Source organism: Peribacillus sp. B65, assembly GCF_058513295.1.
Genome location: NZ_CP195840.1, coordinates 466,501 through 483,326, shown reverse-complemented (window position 1 = coordinate 483,326; position 16,826 = coordinate 466,501). Strand labels below are relative to the sequence as shown.

The following is a 16,826-nucleotide window of genomic DNA, read 5'->3' as shown; positions in this document are numbered from 1 at the left end:
TTTGCGGATTAAAAGGAATCCTAAGCGAAGCAGGCGAATGTAGTGGATGAGGAGGAGATGTATGCTAACCGCGATAAAGAAAGATGGAACTTGGATTACCCTCCCTGAAAAGATACCGGCAAACGAGATTGATGAATGGAGAAAATCGGAAGATTATTACTGTCCATGCTGCAAGATGGAAATGACCATCAAAGCGGGAAACGTCAGGATTCCTCATTTCGCACATAAAAATAGTTCTTCATGCCGTGCTTCTTCAGAACCGGAATCCGCCTATCATTTAATGGGAAAAAGAAAATTGTTTCAGTGGTTATTATCACATGGTTACCAAGTGGATCTAGAAGCCTACCTTCCTGAAATTAAGAAAAGGGCTGATATTTTAGCTGTGATAGGAGGCAATCGCTATGCAATAGAATTTCAATGCTCAGTTATCCCCGAGGTGGAATTCATGGAAAGGACAAGAGCCTACCAAAGAATAGGCATCAAGCCAATCTGGATCCTCGCTGCAAAACGCTTAAAAAGGAAAAGCTTGTATGAATTCAGTTTAACCCGCTTCCAATGGCTCTTCGTCACCGGCAGCTTCCATCATCCGTTTCTTTGGATGTATTGTCCGGAAACTGATCATTTATCAGTATTGAAGAACCTCACTCCGTTTACCCCTAGAACCGTCTTAGCCGAATTGACAACAGCTTCTTGAAAGCTCCTTCCCCCAAATCGGGCATTGCCCCGAAATTGCTTTGTTTTCCCTTTTCTGCCTGCGTGGAGATATAAACGAAATGGCTGGTCCCTGCATCGAGTGAAAACAGCACGCAGATGCGATCCTTTTTTCGAAGAGCTTTATTCACATCATATTACACCAGCGACACTTCCCGTTGAAGTGGGTGTTCCCGTCAGGGGGATGCTGTTGATCGAAACTGCCTCGATCGAATGGCAGGCATGGTTATACATGGATGTGTTTCAAGAGAAACGAACAGGGGAAAAGATTTCTATGGCTGATATTATCTGCATTTTTAGAAAGCGCTCAAAAAAAGGGGAAATAAAGTTCAGACCATTGCCATTGCTTCATGAAAAACCAATCGAGTATCCTGTAGGTCAATATATCATTATTTTGGAGCAATTGGGTTATCTATCAAAGCTGGAAAAAGGGGTTTTTAAAGTTGAAAGGGAATTTACCCTGCCCTTCACCAGTGATCAAGCTCAAATTTTGGAAAAAAATTTCTATGATAAGCATAAATTGATGATGGAAAAGGGGAATATCCAGTATAATCAGTGATAACATCTCTATTTATCTTGAATTCAGATGAAATGGCAGGATTATTTTTGTTAATGGAGAAATAGTAATAAGAACTGGGAATTAAAAGCTTTAAAAAGAATGAACGCCGAATGAAGCATTGCGGCGTCTATCCGGTTTCGAGTAAGCCCAATGGCAAGTTTCTATAGAATGAGGAGGAATTTTTTTATGGCACAGGAAACAAAAACGAATACATTACCCTCAAGAAGTGAAATAGCTCCTGAAGATACTTGGAGACTGGAAGATATCTTCGCAACCGAGGAAGATTGGGAAGCTGCCTTCAAAGCGGTAAAGGAAGACCTCAAGAAGGCGGAGGCACATAAAGGCACGTTGGGTGAAAGCGCAGAGAAATTATTCGCGGCGCTTCAACTCCAAGATGAAGTATTCGAGAAGCTAGGGAAAGTTTATTCTTATTCACATATGCGCAATGATCAAGATACAACCAATCCTTTTTATCAAGGGATGGAGGATCGGGCAAAAGCTTTATATGCCCAGGCAGCGGCTGCGTTTTCATTTATGGTTCCTGAACTATTGAGTATTGACGAAAGCAAAGTGGAAGGGTTTTTGGAAGAAAAAGAAGAATTGAAATTGTACAAGCATTCTTTAGAGGAAATCAATCTTCAGAGACCACATATCTTATCTGCAGAGCAGGAAGAATTATTGGCGCAGGCATCAGAAGTACTCGATGCATCGGGCAATACTTTCGGTATGCTTAACAATGCCGATTTGAAATTCCCGACCATCAAGGATGAAAAGGGAGATGAAGTGGAAATAACTCACGGAAGATATATCAGTTTTCTTGAGAGTGAAGATCGCCGTGTACGTGAGGAGGCATTTAAGGGGGTATACAGCAAGTATGGGGAGTTCCGCAATACATTTGCTTCAACCCTGTCTGGTGAGGTGAAAAACCATAACTTCAATGCCACTGTTCGAAAATATGATTCAGCACGCCAAGCGGCATTAAGTAATAACAACATTCCGGAGACTGTATACGATAATCTCGTTAAAACGGTCAATGACAATTTGCCTTTACTTCACCGTTATCTTGACTTACGTAAAAAAGTACTGCAATTAGATGAACTTCATATGTATGATCTATTCACTCCTCTTGTTAAAGAAGTGAAGATGGAAGTGACTTATGACGAGGCCAAGGATTATGTCCTTAAAGGACTTGCTCCGCTTGGGGAGGATTATTTGAATGTTTTGAAAGAGGGGTTTGAAAACCGGTGGGTCGATGTGCATGAAAACAAAGGGAAACGAAGCGGTGCCTATTCTTCTGGTACATACGGGACGAATCCTTATATTTTAATGAACTGGCAAAATAACGTCAATAACTTATTCACCCTCGTTCATGAGTTTGGACATTCGGTCCATAGCTACTATACACGTAAATATCAGCCATATCCATACGGAAATTATTCAATATTTGTAGCGGAAGTTGCATCGACTTGTAATGAAAACCTGTTGAATGATTATTTACTGAATTCAATCGAAGATGAAAAGAAACGCATTTATTTATTGAATCATTACCTAGAAGGTTTCCGTGGCACATTGTTCCGACAAACGATGTTTGCAGAGTTTGAACATACCATACATTTAAAGGCTCAAAATGGGGAAGCGTTAACAGCGGATATGCTTACTAAGGAATATTATGAGCTGAACAAGAAATACTTTGGCGAGAACGTGACCATCGATGAGGAAATCGGTTTGGAATGGGCGCGTATTCCACACTTCTACTATAATTACTATGTTTATCAATATGCGACTGGAATCAGTGCAGCAACAGCATTGAGCAAGCAAATCCTTGAAGAAGGAGAGCCTGCTGTCAAAAGGTATCTGGAGTTCTTGAAGTCAGGAAGTTCCGATTATCCGATTGAAGTACTCAAAAAGGCTGGTGTCGATATGACAAAAGCCGAGCCTGTACAAGAAGCCATGAATGTATTCGAAGAAAAATTAAATGAGTTGGAAGAGCTTTTGAATAAATAGGATGTGAAAAGGGACCCGAGCACTGCCGGGTCCTTTTCATCATATATGATGTCCGTCATAATCCTTTAAAACGATTTCTCTGATTTAAGCTATGAAGAATTATAAAGAAAACAAAAAATAAAATAGGGGAGGTAAAATACAGAGGAATGAGGTTCATGATACCGAGTAGCTGGACAAATAGCGACCCTATCAAGAGTATGAGAAGAATAAAGACTTTCAATTTGGTCACCTCCAACCTGGTAGCAGAAAAAGCTCATCTGCTCTTTATTAGATAGTATGTTTTAGAATAAGCAGTATTCTAAGAATATGACAATAATGTGAAGTTGCGCACAAAGTTCTTGCAATTAAGGTATGTAATCTGCTATAGTACAGATATAGAAGTTATCACATCCCAAACATATACCCCTTTGTTTGTTCGTCGTGAAATTTCTCCCATCCCCTTATTCGTATAAATAGATGAAAACCCCAGCAAATTTAGCGGTTTGCCGGGGTTTTTCATTTGCATGAAAAGTAAAAAGAATTAAATGATCGGCTTTAACGGAAGTTAAAAAAGGCTTAGGCAATACAAAAAAGATAATGTGATTTGTTTCACAAATAGATTTATTCCATTTTAAATCAGATATTAAGAGGATATCTAAAACTCTTATAGCTTTAAATAAAAAGGGCTTATATTTAGCTATATATCGGAATGGATAATAAAAAATGACCAAAATATATATTGTGAACAATTTGTGAAAAGTTACACATATAGTTGAAACGCAAATGGGTTATCTGTTATATTATTTATTGTGAAGTGAATCACAAACAAACTTATACCCCTTTGTTTGATCGTGAAAAATTTCTCCCATCCCCTTATTTTCTTATAAAAAGCCATGCAATCTTTTGATTGCATGGTTTTTCCTTTAAAATAACAAAGAAGCAGTCAAATTCATGACTGCTTCTTTGTATATCTCCAAAACGTTCCGTATTTAGCAGGTATCTTCTCTGCAACCTGTTTTAAAACAAGCTTTTTCATTTCCAACTCGACATTATTCTTATTCATATTATAAACAGTTTCAATTTCCTTCGTGGCCACTAGTTTGAAACAGCTTAGAAACTCTTCGAGAGAGGGGGGGGGTGCAGGGGCTGGAAGACCATTCAGCATATCTTCTAAAATTTGAACATATACCTCGTAAGAATAGACACCTGAAACTTTTATTCCCTCTTCTTCAATATTTTGATTGAAAAAGACAAGGGAAGGTATTTCAGTCACTTCCATTTCGCTCGTGATTTTCATGTCACATTGAAAGCCTTTGGCTGCACTGGAGGAATTGATGTCATAAAGGAATTCTTCCACATCCAATCCAACCATCTTGGCACATTCGGTCAAGACTTCGATATTGGATATATCCTTTTTTCCTATGAATACATATTCTTGAAGCTGCCTTAAAAAGCGAATGGCCAATTTACGGCCCTGCAATTCCGCTGCTTTTATTGCGATGGAAGCTGTATATGGAGAAGAGATTGGGTTTTCAGACCAAAGGCTTCCGTCGCAGGACATTCCCGAGCGGCTGGCTGTCTTTTCCCAAACTTGAGCAATGTTTTCATAATTTTTATTTTTCCCCATATTAAGAGAATCGATTTTACCGCTTAAAACATGGCGTAAACTGAACAATTGGCCATATTCTATCTGTAATTTCCTAATAATTGGTTCTAAGCCCCAGCATTCGGGACAAAGCGGATCAACAAAAACATAAATTTCAATTGGCTTTTTTCCTATATCATAGCAATGCTGCGTCTTGATCCAATCGGAAATATTGAAAACTGGTTTTTGTGCGCTCAACTGCCTTCTCCTTTCCCGTCAGTTCCGGATGTATTGATCATATGCTGCGCCGTCAAATAGAGGCGGTGATAGAAAAACTCCCTAATCTCACCCTCAAGGCCAACTTCGTCCATAGCTTGATACATGCATGAGAGCCATGCTTTCGCACGTTCTGGTGTAATTTCGAAAGGTATATGTCGAGCCCGCAACATAGGATGGCCATGCTCTTCTGTATATAAAGAGGGACCGCCTAAATATTGAGTCATAAATTGTTTTTGTTTACGGACCGTTTCTGTTAAATCGTCAGGGAATATTGGCTGCAGATCCGGGTGTTGACTAATGTTGGAGTAAAACACATCAATTAATTTGTGTAATTGCCCTTCTCCAATTAATTCATATGGTGTAGGGTTCCCTTGCATCATGTTGATTACTCCTTTTAAAGAAAGATGGTTGATATTTATTCATATTTTATCAATGACGTCATGATATAACAAATATATAGCTTAAAGAAAATTTTACATCTGTAGTATGACACATGCGAATGATCCGGAAATGACAGGTTTTGGGGAGCTTTACGATTTGTTAACAATTCGTGGAAAAAGAATATAGACATGAAAAAACTGACCCTTCACAAATAAACAGGGTCAGCTTGCTTTAGCTTGAAAATGTGCCATAAACTTTCTGAACATAGTTCTGAGTTTCTTTAAAGGGAGGGATGCCGTTATATTTATCTACATTTCCAGGCCCTGCATTATAAGCAGCAAGGGCAATCTGGATGTCCCCGTCATAACGTGCCATCATTTGACTTAAATATTTACTCCCGCCCATGATGTTTTGTTGCGGATCGGTTGCATCATCCACCCCAAGGCTTTTTGCAGTTGCTGGCATTAACTGCATAAGGCCAGTTGCACCCGCATAACTGGTGGCTTCAGGGTTAAAGTTCGATTCTTGTTTAATGACGGACTTAATCAGTTTTTCCGGGAGATTATATAAGCTGGCCGCCTGGCTGATGATATGATCATAGTTTGGTGCTGTTTCACTGCTCTCATTGTCAGCAGGGGCAATGGATACCGGGTTGATGTTCATGGGTGTCATGCCGCCGGGTTGAAGGAAGGACTTCGTTTCCGCTTCCACGCGTGATAAAAGGGAACCCAATGTCTGTGAAGCGCCTTCAAGAGCATCAACCGAAACCAGTTCCGAGAGCATGTCCTGGAAAATGGATCGAGATGAATTTGCATTTGTGTTGTTGCCATTTGTGAATTGCTGGATTGCCTGCAATTCCATGAACGTTTTGAAATCTTGGATCTTCAACTCTCCACCTCCGAATGGGTTCAAACAGGATTATTTTTGGAATTTGGCGCGATAAAACCTCTTCACTTTATTTTCGGTTTCCCTTACTGGAATTTGAAGGGTTTCAAGGAGGGTCAGGAAATTTTTTTTCCCGGCGTTTGCATCCGTCACTTCATATTCAAGCTCAAAGTCTTCCTGATTCAAATACGAACTATGATCTAAAACAAGTAAGCCCTCTTTGTAAGGAAATTCAAAACGGTCCGTCTTTAATGTCCCAAAGCAGGTAAAGTCTTTTGGATCAATTCCGCATTCAAGGATAAGAAGTTGGATCTCGCCATCAGGGAATGTGTTATGATTCAGAAACGCATATGCGGTTTCTTCAGAGATATCTTGATTCGTTTCCAATAATCCTTCTGTAGCGGGCTGTTTTAAAGTCAGCTCGTAACGCCCGTTTTTCTCGCGGATCCTAAGGGCAGAGTCTTGATTTTTTAAAGTGAATCCGAGTGTATCGAAGTAATGATTTTTCTGTGTTTTAAAGTTCGATGCCCCGACATGAAAGTGTTCGATCAGTTGATGAAATTCTTTTTCGCTTAAGAGGTTTTTAAATTCAATTTCAATATGCTGGTTCATGTGTTCCATCCTTTCTGGCTGATTCTTAGGTTAATCATATAAGAACCATTCGAGCTGTCAAATTGAATGCAATAATTTTTTGCTATTGTACTTGAATATTTAGGAATCAATTGCAGGATATGATAAAATATAAACGTTGAGCATGAGAAATTGGTATATCGTATATATAGGAATTTAATACATACTTTTTGCTAGAAAGATTTAATAGGATCCAGTGGTGAATTGGCATAAGGTCATGTGACTGCTGGATTTAGGAGAGCGTTCTGCCCATACCAGAGTTGAACAGGCGCTTTTTAGATAGATATAGGTGGTGTGGCAATGGAGAGTTGGGACGATTTCTTGGCGCCTTATACTCAGGCTGTCGAAGAATTAAAGGTTAAGCTTAAAGGATTAAGGAAACAGTTTGAGAGAGAGAATATTCACTCACCGATCGAATTTGTAACAGGCAGGGTAAAGCCGATTGTCAGCATTTTGGATAAGGCGAGCCTGAAGGATATTCCCATTGATAAATTGGGAACGGAAATACAGGATATTGCAGGGCTTCGGATGATGTGCCAGTTCGTGGATGATATCGAACAGGTAGTTGAACTATTACGAGGCCGCAATGACTTCGAGATAGTCGAGGAGAGAAATTATATTTCCCATAAAAAAGCAAGCGGCTACCGTTCTTATCATGTTGTAATCCGCTATCCGGTCCAGACGATCCATGGCGAAAAAAATATCCTTGCCGAAATTCAAATCAGGACCCTTGCGATGAATTTTTGGGCGACGATCGAACATTCTTTAAATTATAAATATAAAGGCATTTTCCCGGAAGATATACAACTGCGACTCAAACGTGCAGCTGAAGCTGCCTTCCTGCTTGATGCTGAGATGTCGCAAATCCGTACGGAAATCCAGGAAGCACAGCGTCTTTTTTCCCGGAAGAAAGATTCTTGAAAGCATAAATGGGTAAACGAGAAGAAATCTAAATTGAAGGTGGGATTACATGAAATTTGCGATTACGTCAAAAGGAGATGCGAAATCGAATACTTTAATGCAAAGGATGCGAACGTATCTTCAGGACTTTCATTTGGAATATGACGAAGATCAGCCGGATATTGTCATTTCTGTCGGTGGTGATGGCACTTTATTATATGCTTTTCACCGTTATAAGAATCGATTGGATAAAACCGCCTTTGTTGGTGTACATACAGGACATCTTGGTTTTTATGCAGATTGGACCCCTGATGAAATTGAAAAATTGGTGATTGCTTTAGCAAAAACACCATTTCAAATTGTGGAATATCCACTGCTCGAAACGATTGTCCGTTATCAGCATGGTGGACGGGAAGCCAGATTTTTGGCTTTGAATGAATCGACAGTCAAAAGTGTTGAAGGGACGCTCGTCATGGACGTTGAAATTCGCGGCCAGCATTTCGAGACGTTCCGTGGAGATGGTTTATGCATTGCGACGCCATCTGGAAGCACGGCGTATAATAAGGCGCTTGGAGGGGCCATCGTCCATCCATCAATCGATGCCATCCAGATTACCGAATTGGCATCCATTAATAACCGGGTGTTTAGGACGGTAGGATCCCCACTTCTGCTGCCGGCACATCATACTTGTATGTTCAGGCCGGTCAATGCGGTCAATTTTCAAATTACCGTCGACCATTTGTCCTTGCTTCAGGAAAATGTAAAGTCAATACAGTGCCGAGTGGCAGATGAGAAGATCCGATTTGCCAGATTCCGCCCTTTTCCTTTCTGGAAAAGAGTGCATGATTCATTTATTGCTAATTAAGGAGATAGACTCACCTCATGTCAAATCAAAACTTTTCTTTGACCTGGTCGGTTTTTGAAGAGGATTCTGGCTCTTTATTGCGAGAGTTTCTCAACAAATGCGATATTTCAAAACGAGCATTAACGGATATTAAGTTTAAAGGTGGATATATCCAGTTGAACGGCGAAGAAGTAACCGTAAGGGAACGGATAGAGACAGGCGACATCGTCACCGTCATATTTCCGCCGGAGCAGGCAAGCGAAGGCCTTTTGCCGGAAGCCATCCCCCTGAATATCAGGTATGAAGATGAGTTTGTATTGGTTGTGGCAAAGCCCCCTTCCATGAATACCATTCCTTCCCGCGAGCATCCCCACGGCAGTTTGGCGAATGGCTTGGCGGGTTATTATAGGAAGACGGGAATACAGGCAACAATCCATATAGTTACACGTCTTGATCGGGACACATCCGGTCTGGTTTTAATTGCCAAGCACCGGCATATCCATCACCTTTTGAGTGAACAGCAAAAATCAGGACAGGTTAAACGGAGATATCAAGCCATAGCTGAAGGAATAGTTGAAGGTCCTGTAGGAGAGATAGTGGCGCCAATCGGACGAAAATCGACCAGCATCATTGAACGGGAAGTCAGGGAGGATGGCCGGTATGCCAGTACCCTATTTAAGGTATTGGCATACACAGAGTCCCACACATTCCTTAATTTGGAACTCCAAACAGGGCGTACACATCAAATCAGGGTCCATATGGCGCATATAGGTCACCCGCTGGCTGGTGATGATTTATATGGTGGGGACAGGAAAGGAATCCCTCGCCAAGCCCTTCATTGTTTTGAATTGAAATTTTTACATCCTTTCACCAAGAAGATGATGTTGTTTCAAGAAGGGTTACCAGAAGATATGGCCCGTCTGCTCGAGTGAAGTTGAGACTTTTAACCGGTGCATTGTAACGAATTCAAACTTATGAAAAAATCCATAGACGCAAAAAAACTCACCAAGATGGCGAGTTTTTTTGGTTAATCAAAAGATGTCCTGAATTTTTCCGCAATATATGGCATGGTTGAAGGCACCTCTTGAAGCTCCATTTCGGGATAACGGACAGCGGTCAGTTTTCCACCAAAGACGCAGCCTGTATCAATATTGTATGTATGATTGACTCGTCTAGCTTCAGGAACTGGTGTATGTCCATATACGATCCATGTTTCCCCTTTATATGTTTGGGCCCAATCCTTCCTGACGGGAGACCCATCGGGATGTTTGGAGCCATTGATATCACCATAGAGGACAAAGGTTTTTACTTTACTGCTATATTGACCAATATAGTCACTGCGAATTCCTGCATGGGCAATGATCAATCTTCCTTCATCAATCAGGTGGTAAAGTGGGGATCGTTCATACAGATCCATGAATTTTTTTCGGATCTTCTTCTGCTCCCGGATGTTCAGTGATTCATATTCAGCTACAGTAGTCTCTAAACCGTGTGATATTTGAACTTTATTTCCTGAAAAGTAACGATATAATTTATTGCAGTGGTTACCTGGGGCATACCTTGCTATATTTTGGTTAATGACTAATTCATGGACAATCTCGATTACTTGAAGGGAATTTGGGCCGCGATCGGTTAAATCACCTACAAAGCCGAGAATCCTTCCAGAGGGATGTACAGGAAACCCAGTCTCCCACGTATAGCCCATTTTTTCGGTCAGCTGCCTGAATTCAGCGAAACATCCATGAATGTCCCCGATGATATCGATGTTCATTTGACACATCCTTTGTTTGTTTTGTCTATGGTTATGGTATTAGTATAGTATTATTTAAAAAAATAAAATATAAACGAGGAAATGAAAAAATATGTTTTAGGAGGTGTATGGTTATGGAGGAGATGAAGGACCGGGAGCGGGAGAGCAGTCAAATGAATAACGAGCTTTTGCTTGAAGCACTTAAAACGGAAAATTTGGATCAGTTTCGTACGGAGTTCCTTGAAATGCATCCATATGATCAGGCTCAATTTTATACAAGCTTGTCAGATGAAATCAGATCCGTCGTTTACACATATTTGTCACCGGAAGAAATGGCGGACCTTTTTGAAAATATAGAAATAGATGAAGAGGATTACGAAAGCCTGCTGGCTGAAATGAATCCCTCTTATGCAGCCGATATGCTTTCCAATATGTATGCGGATGATGCGGCTGACGTCCTGAATGAAATCAACGATGAGCAGGCCGTCAGCTATTTGACCATCATGGATGATGAAGCGGCAAGTGAAATCCAGGAGCTTCTGAACTATGAGGAATCTACGGCAGGAAGCATCATGACGACAGAGTTCATTGCCATTGAAGCAAACGAAACGGCTCGATCAGCCATGCAGATCTTAAAAAGGGAAGCTCCGGAAGCGGAAACGATATATTATGTGTTCGTTACCGATCAGGATAAGAAGCTGCTTGGTGTATTATCGCTCAGGACATTGATCATAGCTGATGAAGATGCTTTAATCGGTGATTTAATGGATGACAGGGTAGTTTCCGTACCTGTATCTGAAGACCAGGAAGAGGTGGCACGAAAAATAAGGGACTATAACTTCCTTGCCGTGCCTGTCGTCGATTTCCAAAACCATTTGTTAGGGATTATAACCGTTGATGATATCATTGATGTCATGGATGAAGAGGCATCTGATGATTACTCCAAATTGGCGGGTGTATCAAATTTGGACAATGTTGATAAGAGTCCCTTTTCTGCTGCCAAGAAACGGCTGCCTTGGTTGATCATCCTTTTGTTTTTAGGTTTATTGACCGCCAGCCTGATTGGCCGTTTTGAGGAGACACTTAGCCAAAAAGCGATTCTTGCTGTATTTATTCCATTGATAGGCGGAATGGCTGGCAACACAGGAACTCAAGCATTGGCTGTTGCAGTACGGGGAATTGCAACAGGGGACTTGGAGCAGGATAGCAAGTGGAAGCTAGTTTTGCGAGAGGCTGGGACAGGCCTCATCACCGGCCTGACATGTGGAATAGCCATCAGTTTAATCGTATATATTTGGCAGGGGGATTTAATGCTCGGTTTATTGGTCGGCATATCTATTTTCATTACATTGATAGTCGCCACACTCGCGGGATCGCTTGTACCGCTCCTCATGCATAAAATGAAGATCGACCCGGCAGTAGCTTCCGGACCATTCATCACAACCATCAATGACATTATCAGTATCCTGATTTACTTCGGATTAGCTACATTATTCATGGGTTATTTACTATAAGCTAAAGAAGGCTTTTTTTGAAGTGTTATTCCCTAGTGGCTTCAGAAAACGGTGTTTTTATCAAAGGAAATTTGATATACTGTCATTAGTAGCAGGTACTAATAACTTGTATTAAAAATAGGAGGTCACATACGATGACTTTTTCATTAGAAGGAAAAACGTTTGTCTTAATGGGTGTTGCGAATAAAAGAAGTATTGCATGGGGAGTTGCCCGTTCCTTACATAAAGCAGGTGCAAAGCTGATCTTCACTTACGGAAAAGACCGTACGGAAAAAAGCGTTAGGGAACTATCTTCTACATTGGAAGGGGATCCCTCCATCATTTTACAATGTGATGTAACGAAGGATGAAAGCATTGAAAAATGTTTTGCGGCGATTAAGGAAGAAACAGGTATCATTCATGGCGTGGTACACAGTGTCGCATTCGCTAACAAGGAAGAGTTGGACGGTGAGTTCGTCAACACGAGCCGTGAAGGGTTTTTGCTTGCCCATAATATCAGTTCATTTTCTTTAACCGCTGTAGCTAAAGCGGCGAAGGAAATCATGTCGGAAGGTGGCAGCATTGTCACAATGACGTATCTTGGCGGTGAACGGGTCATGCCTAATTATAATGTAATGGGAGTGGCCAAGGCCTCACTTGAAGCCAATGTCCGTTACCTGTCAAGTGATCTTGGCAAAGATAACATTCGAGTGAATGCAATTTCAGCTGGACCTATCCGTACCTTATCCGCTAAAGGTGTTCGTGACTTCAATACAATTTTAAAGAAGATTGAGGAAGAAGCACCGCTTCGTCGTACAACGACTCCTGAAGAAGTAGGGGATACGGCAGTATTTTTATTAAGTGACATGTCCCGCGGGATTACCGGGGAAAATATCCATGTGGATTCGGGTTATCATATAATTGGATGACAATATAGGAGGGGGGCCGATATCGGTCCCCTTTTTTTGTTGATTCTCCATTCTGCAGGTATATTTAGTGACTGCATCCTCAATTGAAATCTTTCCGATTTTTTATCTTCGAATGTTTTAGTTTTTTCAGCTAATCCCCAACATCCTTAAGCTTGGTTAGTGTCCTTTTTTTGGGGAGTGTCACATCTCCAGCATAAAGAAGTGTGAATTTCATATAAATGATACATAGAGCGGATATTCATTGTTTGCGTGAATCAGCATAAACCTGCTTTCAACCCTATTCGTGAAAAAGAAGGAGGGGCATCATGGACGTGAAGAAAGTTGGTCTGCCTTGTGCTGATGGAAAACAAACCATACAAAATACGCTGAAGAGACATATCAATTTACATGAAAAAAATATCAGCACTTCATATACCGCCGAGGAATTGGTGGAGCTATTGTCCCGACTTCCAGCCTTTGCACCTAAGCCTGTTTGTAAGTTCATCATCAATGACCGTACACTATTCGGGAAATTGGAACAAAAAAAAGAATCCAGTTTGTTCATAAGGCATAAATTCGGGAAAAAAGTTGTCCAATACCAAATGGAACAGCTGCAGTCCGTGGATATTCTGAAATATTAAGGAGGGTTTTCATGTCAGGGAAAAATGACGATAAAGAATCGAAACCACTTATATATGTCGATCAAGCAAAAATATCAGATCTGCGTGGGAATATGCAAAGTGATTTTCGAACGAAAAAAGCTAAACCTCAAGACAGCGTTGAGCCGGAACTTCAGGAAGAAGACGAGAATAAAGAAGAAAAAATCGAACAGGTCAAACGCGAATTTGGTGTTTATGATGCCATGAAGGAAATTGAAAAGGAGATTACGGGTTTAAGGAAAATCACCGAACAATATGTCCCTGAGCAAAAGCCGGTTGAAGAAATGAAACATCCTGAACAAATAGTACAGGAAAATGAAAAGCCAGTTAAGAGAAAAAGGAAAAAGGTGGAGAAGAAAGATTCTTCCCGGGACATCATTTCCCGCCTATCCAATCATCAAGGTTTTCCAAAGCCACTATGTGAGGCTGTTATTAACGGAGAAACGCTTCAATTTCATGTGTTGGGAATGAAGGGGGAATCAGTGAAGATTAAAAGAGGGAACCAGATCCGTTTCGTCGGTCTGCCTGATATTATCGATGCCAAAATAATTGAAGAATCCAAGTGAAGGAGCAATATTAAATGTTTTCCCCACAAAGTGAATTTACTTTATTTATCATATTAGGCTTGGCTTCCTTCAGGCTGACACGTTTGATCGTCTTCGATAAAATTATGGAGCCGTTGCGCCGCCCCTTTTTTAAAGAGATAGAGGAAAAAAATGAAGCAGGAGAAGTGGAAATATTTTTAATTCCAAAGGAAAAGGGCCTGCTTGGCTGGTTTGGCCAATTGCTAAGCTGTTTTTGGTGCGTGGGTGTCTGGGTCAGCCTTTTTCTGGTTTTTATTTATATCCAACATTGGTTTATAGGTGACGTACTGATATTAATCCTTGCCGTAGCGGCAGTAGGAGCGATTATTGAAGTCATAATCAGCAAAATTATGGACATTTGATTGGAAACAACTTGTCTCTTCGTTCATATAGTATGGTATAGATGTTAAAGGAGGAGTCATAAATTGAATCAGAAACAAAATCCATGGGCTTATGCCAAACCGATCAAAAAAGATCAAACGGTCAAAATCAAGAAAGACTGTGGCTGTAATAATAACAATAAAAATAAAGGATATTGAGTAAAAAAAACCTTTCCATTCGGAAAGGTTTTTTTATTTCCTAATCCTACCATTCATAAAAAAACAGTTAAACAAGAAAATAAAAAGAGAACGATAAATTAGGATGTGATTCTATGTTCAGACAAGGAAGGTATTTTAAGGCCAGCTTTCTGGTTTTTATAGTTGTTTTGTGTGTGCTTACTGCATGCAGCAATAAGAATGATGGAAAAACGGAGAATTTAGCAATGATTAAACGTACGAATCCTGAACCGATGGATATCATTAATGGGATGGATGAGAAGGATGAAAAAGGACTGATCTCAAAGGTCAAGGAAACAGTTGCTAATGAAGACACCATCTATGACGTGATCGTCGTGAAAAACGACAAAAAGATTATCGTCGCTTATAAAGTTAAGCACTTACAACGTTTTCATATGAAGAAAATTGAAAAGACTGTGACTGAACATCTGGAAGAGAAGTTTCCCAAAAATGATTTTATCGTATCTAGCGATTATAAAATCTTTTTGGAATCGGTAAGATTGAACGAGTTACTTAAGGAAAAAGATGTACCCGAGAAAAAGGCAAGGAAGAAGTTCAAGGAAATTGAAGAACTTCAAAAAGAATTAATTTAGAAGAGAGGTTCAGCACTATGAGCGGCAAGGAGAAAACGACCCCACAGCAGGATGCGTATCAGGAACTCCAAGGGAAGCATGAAATTAAAAGACCGATAGTGAAGAATTGTTTGAAGGCCTTTTTAGTAGGTGGCATTTTCTGCATAGTGGGACAAGCCATTTCCTACTTCTATATTTATTTTTTCAACTTTACGGAACAGACAGCCGGAGGCCCGACCACTGCTACCATGGTGTTCCTGGCTCTTTTGATGACCGGTTTCGGATTTTACGATCGCATTGGCCAGTTTGCTGGGGCAGGAAGTGCCGTCCCTGTCACTGGGTTCGGTAACGCAGTAATTTCGGCGGCCATCGAACATCGGACGGAAGGTTTTGTACTTGGAGTTGGATCCAATATGTTTAAATTGGCCGGATCGGTCATTTTATTTGGAGTATTTTCAGCCTTTGTCGTGGCGTTGATAAAAACGATTTACCTAATGATTGGGGGCTAAGCGGTGTTAAAGGGAAAACAAACATGGATCTTCACAAATAAACCGGTCATCTTGGAAACGGGGGTAACAGGCGGGCCATTTGAAGCTAATGGAGAAATCGCTGGTGATTTCGATATTCTATACGACGATTTGTGGATGGAGCAGGATTCATATGAAAAAGCTCATCGGCATTTGATGGAAAAAGCGGTTGAGCTTGCATTGCAAAAAGGTAAGATCGACAAGGAGCAGGTGCAATTTTTCTTGGCGGGTGATTTAATCAATCAGATTACACCTACAAGCTTTGCAGCCAGAACCAATGGAATTCCATATTTCGGCTTGTTTGGAGCCTGTTCCACATCGATGGAAGGGCTTGCTCTAGCTGCGTTCATCACTAATTATGGCGGGGCTGATTATGTGTTGACAGGCGCCTCGAGCCACAATGCAGCTGTTGAAAAACAATTTCGCTATCCAACTGAATATGGCGGGCAAAAACCACCTACAGCTCAATGGACGATAACGGGAGCGGGGGTGGCGCTTGTGGCTCCTGATGGAAGCAAGCAAGGGGAATTTCCTCATATTGTCTCCGCCACTATCGGTAAGGTCATTGATATGGGATTGAAAGATCCCTTCAATATGGGGGGAGCGATGGCCCCGGCGGCAGTCGATACGATACTTGCCCATTTCAAAGATACTGGTTTGACCCCGGATGATTATGATTTCATCATAACGGGTGATTTAGGTCAAATAGGGAATGAGACAGCTCTTGACTTATTAAAGCAAAAGGGCTGTGACATCAATCAGGAAAAATTCAAGGATTGCGGATTGATGATTTTCAAAAAGGACCAGCCTGTTTTGGCTGGCGGGAGCGGTGCGGGATGTTCGGCAGTGGTATTATACGGTCATATACTGAATGAAATGATTTCCGGCAAATATAAAAAAATCCTGCTGGTCGCAACAGGAGCATTATTGTCACCACTTTCCGTCCAGCAAAAAGATACGATTCCGTGCATTGCCCATGCTGTAGCCATTGAATATGGGATGAATTCATGAAAAAGGAG

General features: G+C 40.9%; 20 protein-coding genes. 14 read left to right on the top strand and 6 right to left on the bottom strand.

Going from position 1 to position 16,826, the window contains the following annotated elements; genetic code table 11:
- The first annotated feature begins 61 nt into the window (after positions 1-61).
- From ACSR9O_RS02425 to pepF, 3 genes are all read left to right on the top strand, one after another.
- Entirely contained in the window at positions 62-694 is a 633-nt protein-coding gene (locus tag ACSR9O_RS02425) for a competence protein CoiA (protein WP_491723852.1), read from the top strand.
- Between the two features lie 99 nt (positions 695-793).
- Positions 794-1,270, top strand: a complete 477-nt coding sequence (locus tag ACSR9O_RS02420) for a hypothetical protein (RefSeq protein ID WP_491723851.1) — start codon at positions 794-796, stop codon at positions 1,268-1,270.
- Positions 1,271-1,456: 186 nt separating this feature from the next.
- Positions 1,457-3,274: an oligoendopeptidase F gene (gene pepF / locus ACSR9O_RS02415; RefSeq protein ID WP_101224107.1), complete on the top strand. Its 1,818-nt coding sequence runs from the start codon at positions 1,457-1,459 to the stop codon at positions 3,272-3,274.
- Positions 3,275-3,329: 55 nt separating this feature from the next.
- Here the strand turns inward: pepF and ACSR9O_RS02410 are convergent, their stop codons facing one another.
- From ACSR9O_RS02410 to ACSR9O_RS02390, 5 genes are all read right to left on the bottom strand, one after another.
- A complete protein-coding gene (locus ACSR9O_RS02410) occupies positions 3,330-3,503 on the bottom strand; it encodes a hypothetical protein (protein ID WP_488199283.1) in 174 nt (57 codons plus the stop codon).
- A gap of 699 nt (positions 3,504-4,202) precedes the next feature.
- Entirely contained in the window at positions 4,203-5,096 is an 894-nt protein-coding gene (locus tag ACSR9O_RS02405) for a ClpXP adapter SpxH family protein (protein WP_397314357.1), read from the bottom strand.
- Complete coding sequence (locus ACSR9O_RS02400; protein ID WP_491723850.1) at positions 5,093-5,497, bottom strand: globin domain-containing protein; 405 nt, start codon at positions 5,495-5,497, stop codon at positions 5,093-5,095. The genes ACSR9O_RS02405 and ACSR9O_RS02400 overlap by 4 nt, the downstream gene beginning before the upstream one ends.
- 232 nt (positions 5,498-5,729) lie before the next feature.
- Positions 5,730-6,386: a lytic transglycosylase domain-containing protein gene (locus tag ACSR9O_RS02395; RefSeq protein WP_311735920.1), complete on the bottom strand. Its 657-nt coding sequence runs from the start codon at positions 6,384-6,386 to the stop codon at positions 5,730-5,732.
- A gap of 30 nt (positions 6,387-6,416) precedes the next feature.
- Positions 6,417-6,995, bottom strand: coding sequence for a CYTH domain-containing protein (locus ACSR9O_RS02390; RefSeq protein WP_101224105.1), 579 nt, complete (start codon positions 6,993-6,995; stop codon positions 6,417-6,419).
- A 318-nt stretch (positions 6,996-7,313) separates the two neighbouring features.
- On the opposite strand from ACSR9O_RS02390, the gene yjbM reads away from it, so the two are divergent.
- The 3 genes from yjbM to ACSR9O_RS02375 are packed head-to-tail and all read left to right on the top strand — an operon-like array spanning position 7,314 to position 9,689.
- A complete protein-coding gene (gene yjbM, locus ACSR9O_RS02385; RefSeq protein ID WP_034314484.1) occupies positions 7,314-7,934 on the top strand; it encodes a GTP diphosphokinase in 621 nt (206 codons plus the stop codon).
- A gap of 49 nt (positions 7,935-7,983) precedes the next feature.
- Positions 7,984-8,778 (top strand): NAD kinase, encoded by a 795-nt coding sequence (locus ACSR9O_RS02380; protein ID WP_053534153.1) that lies wholly within the window; start codon positions 7,984-7,986, stop codon positions 8,776-8,778.
- A gap of 17 nt (positions 8,779-8,795) precedes the next feature.
- Complete coding sequence (locus tag ACSR9O_RS02375; protein ID WP_491723849.1) at positions 8,796-9,689, top strand: RluA family pseudouridine synthase; 894 nt, start codon at positions 8,796-8,798, stop codon at positions 9,687-9,689.
- 95 nt (positions 9,690-9,784) lie between these two features.
- Here ACSR9O_RS02375 and prpE read toward each other — a convergent pair whose 3' ends face one another.
- Positions 9,785-10,528: a bis(5'-nucleosyl)-tetraphosphatase PrpE gene (prpE, locus tag ACSR9O_RS02370; RefSeq protein ID WP_137017228.1), complete on the bottom strand. Its 744-nt coding sequence runs from the start codon at positions 10,526-10,528 to the stop codon at positions 9,785-9,787.
- Between the two features lie 122 nt (positions 10,529-10,650).
- Here prpE and mgtE point away from each other — a divergent pair, with 122 nt between their 5' ends.
- From mgtE to spoVAD, 8 genes are all read left to right on the top strand, one after another.
- A complete protein-coding gene (gene mgtE / locus ACSR9O_RS02365; protein WP_230177446.1) occupies positions 10,651-12,021 on the top strand; it encodes a magnesium transporter in 1,371 nt (456 codons plus the stop codon).
- 134 nt (positions 12,022-12,155) lie between these two features.
- On the top strand, positions 12,156-12,929 hold the full coding sequence (fabI, locus tag ACSR9O_RS02360; protein WP_491723848.1) for an enoyl-ACP reductase FabI: 774 nt from the start codon (positions 12,156-12,158) through the stop codon (positions 12,927-12,929).
- Between the two features lie 305 nt (positions 12,930-13,234).
- Entirely contained in the window at positions 13,235-13,549 is a 315-nt protein-coding gene (locus ACSR9O_RS02355; RefSeq protein ID WP_350301752.1) for a hypothetical protein, read from the top strand.
- An 11-nt stretch (positions 13,550-13,560) separates the two neighbouring features.
- On the top strand, positions 13,561-14,133 hold the full coding sequence (locus ACSR9O_RS02350) for a hypothetical protein (RefSeq protein ID WP_491723847.1): 573 nt from the start codon (positions 13,561-13,563) through the stop codon (positions 14,131-14,133).
- A gap of 14 nt (positions 14,134-14,147) precedes the next feature.
- Positions 14,148-14,513, top strand: a complete 366-nt coding sequence (locus tag ACSR9O_RS02345) for a DUF1360 domain-containing protein (protein ID WP_260356941.1) — start codon at positions 14,148-14,150, stop codon at positions 14,511-14,513.
- A 401-nt stretch (positions 14,514-14,914) separates the two neighbouring features.
- Positions 14,915-15,301 carry a YhcN/YlaJ family sporulation lipoprotein gene (locus ACSR9O_RS02340; RefSeq protein ID WP_260356942.1) on the top strand — a complete coding sequence of 129 codons (387 nt, stop codon included), beginning with the start codon at positions 14,915-14,917 and terminating at the stop codon, positions 15,299-15,301.
- 17 nt (positions 15,302-15,318) lie between these two features.
- Entirely contained in the window at positions 15,319-15,789 is a 471-nt protein-coding gene (gene spoVAC, locus ACSR9O_RS02335; protein ID WP_230177400.1) for a stage V sporulation protein AC, read from the top strand.
- A gap of 3 nt (positions 15,790-15,792) precedes the next feature.
- On the top strand, positions 15,793-16,818 hold the full coding sequence (gene spoVAD / locus ACSR9O_RS02330; protein ID WP_491723846.1) for a stage V sporulation protein AD: 1,026 nt from the start codon (positions 15,793-15,795) through the stop codon (positions 16,816-16,818).
- Positions 16,819-16,826: the final 8 nt, after the last annotated feature.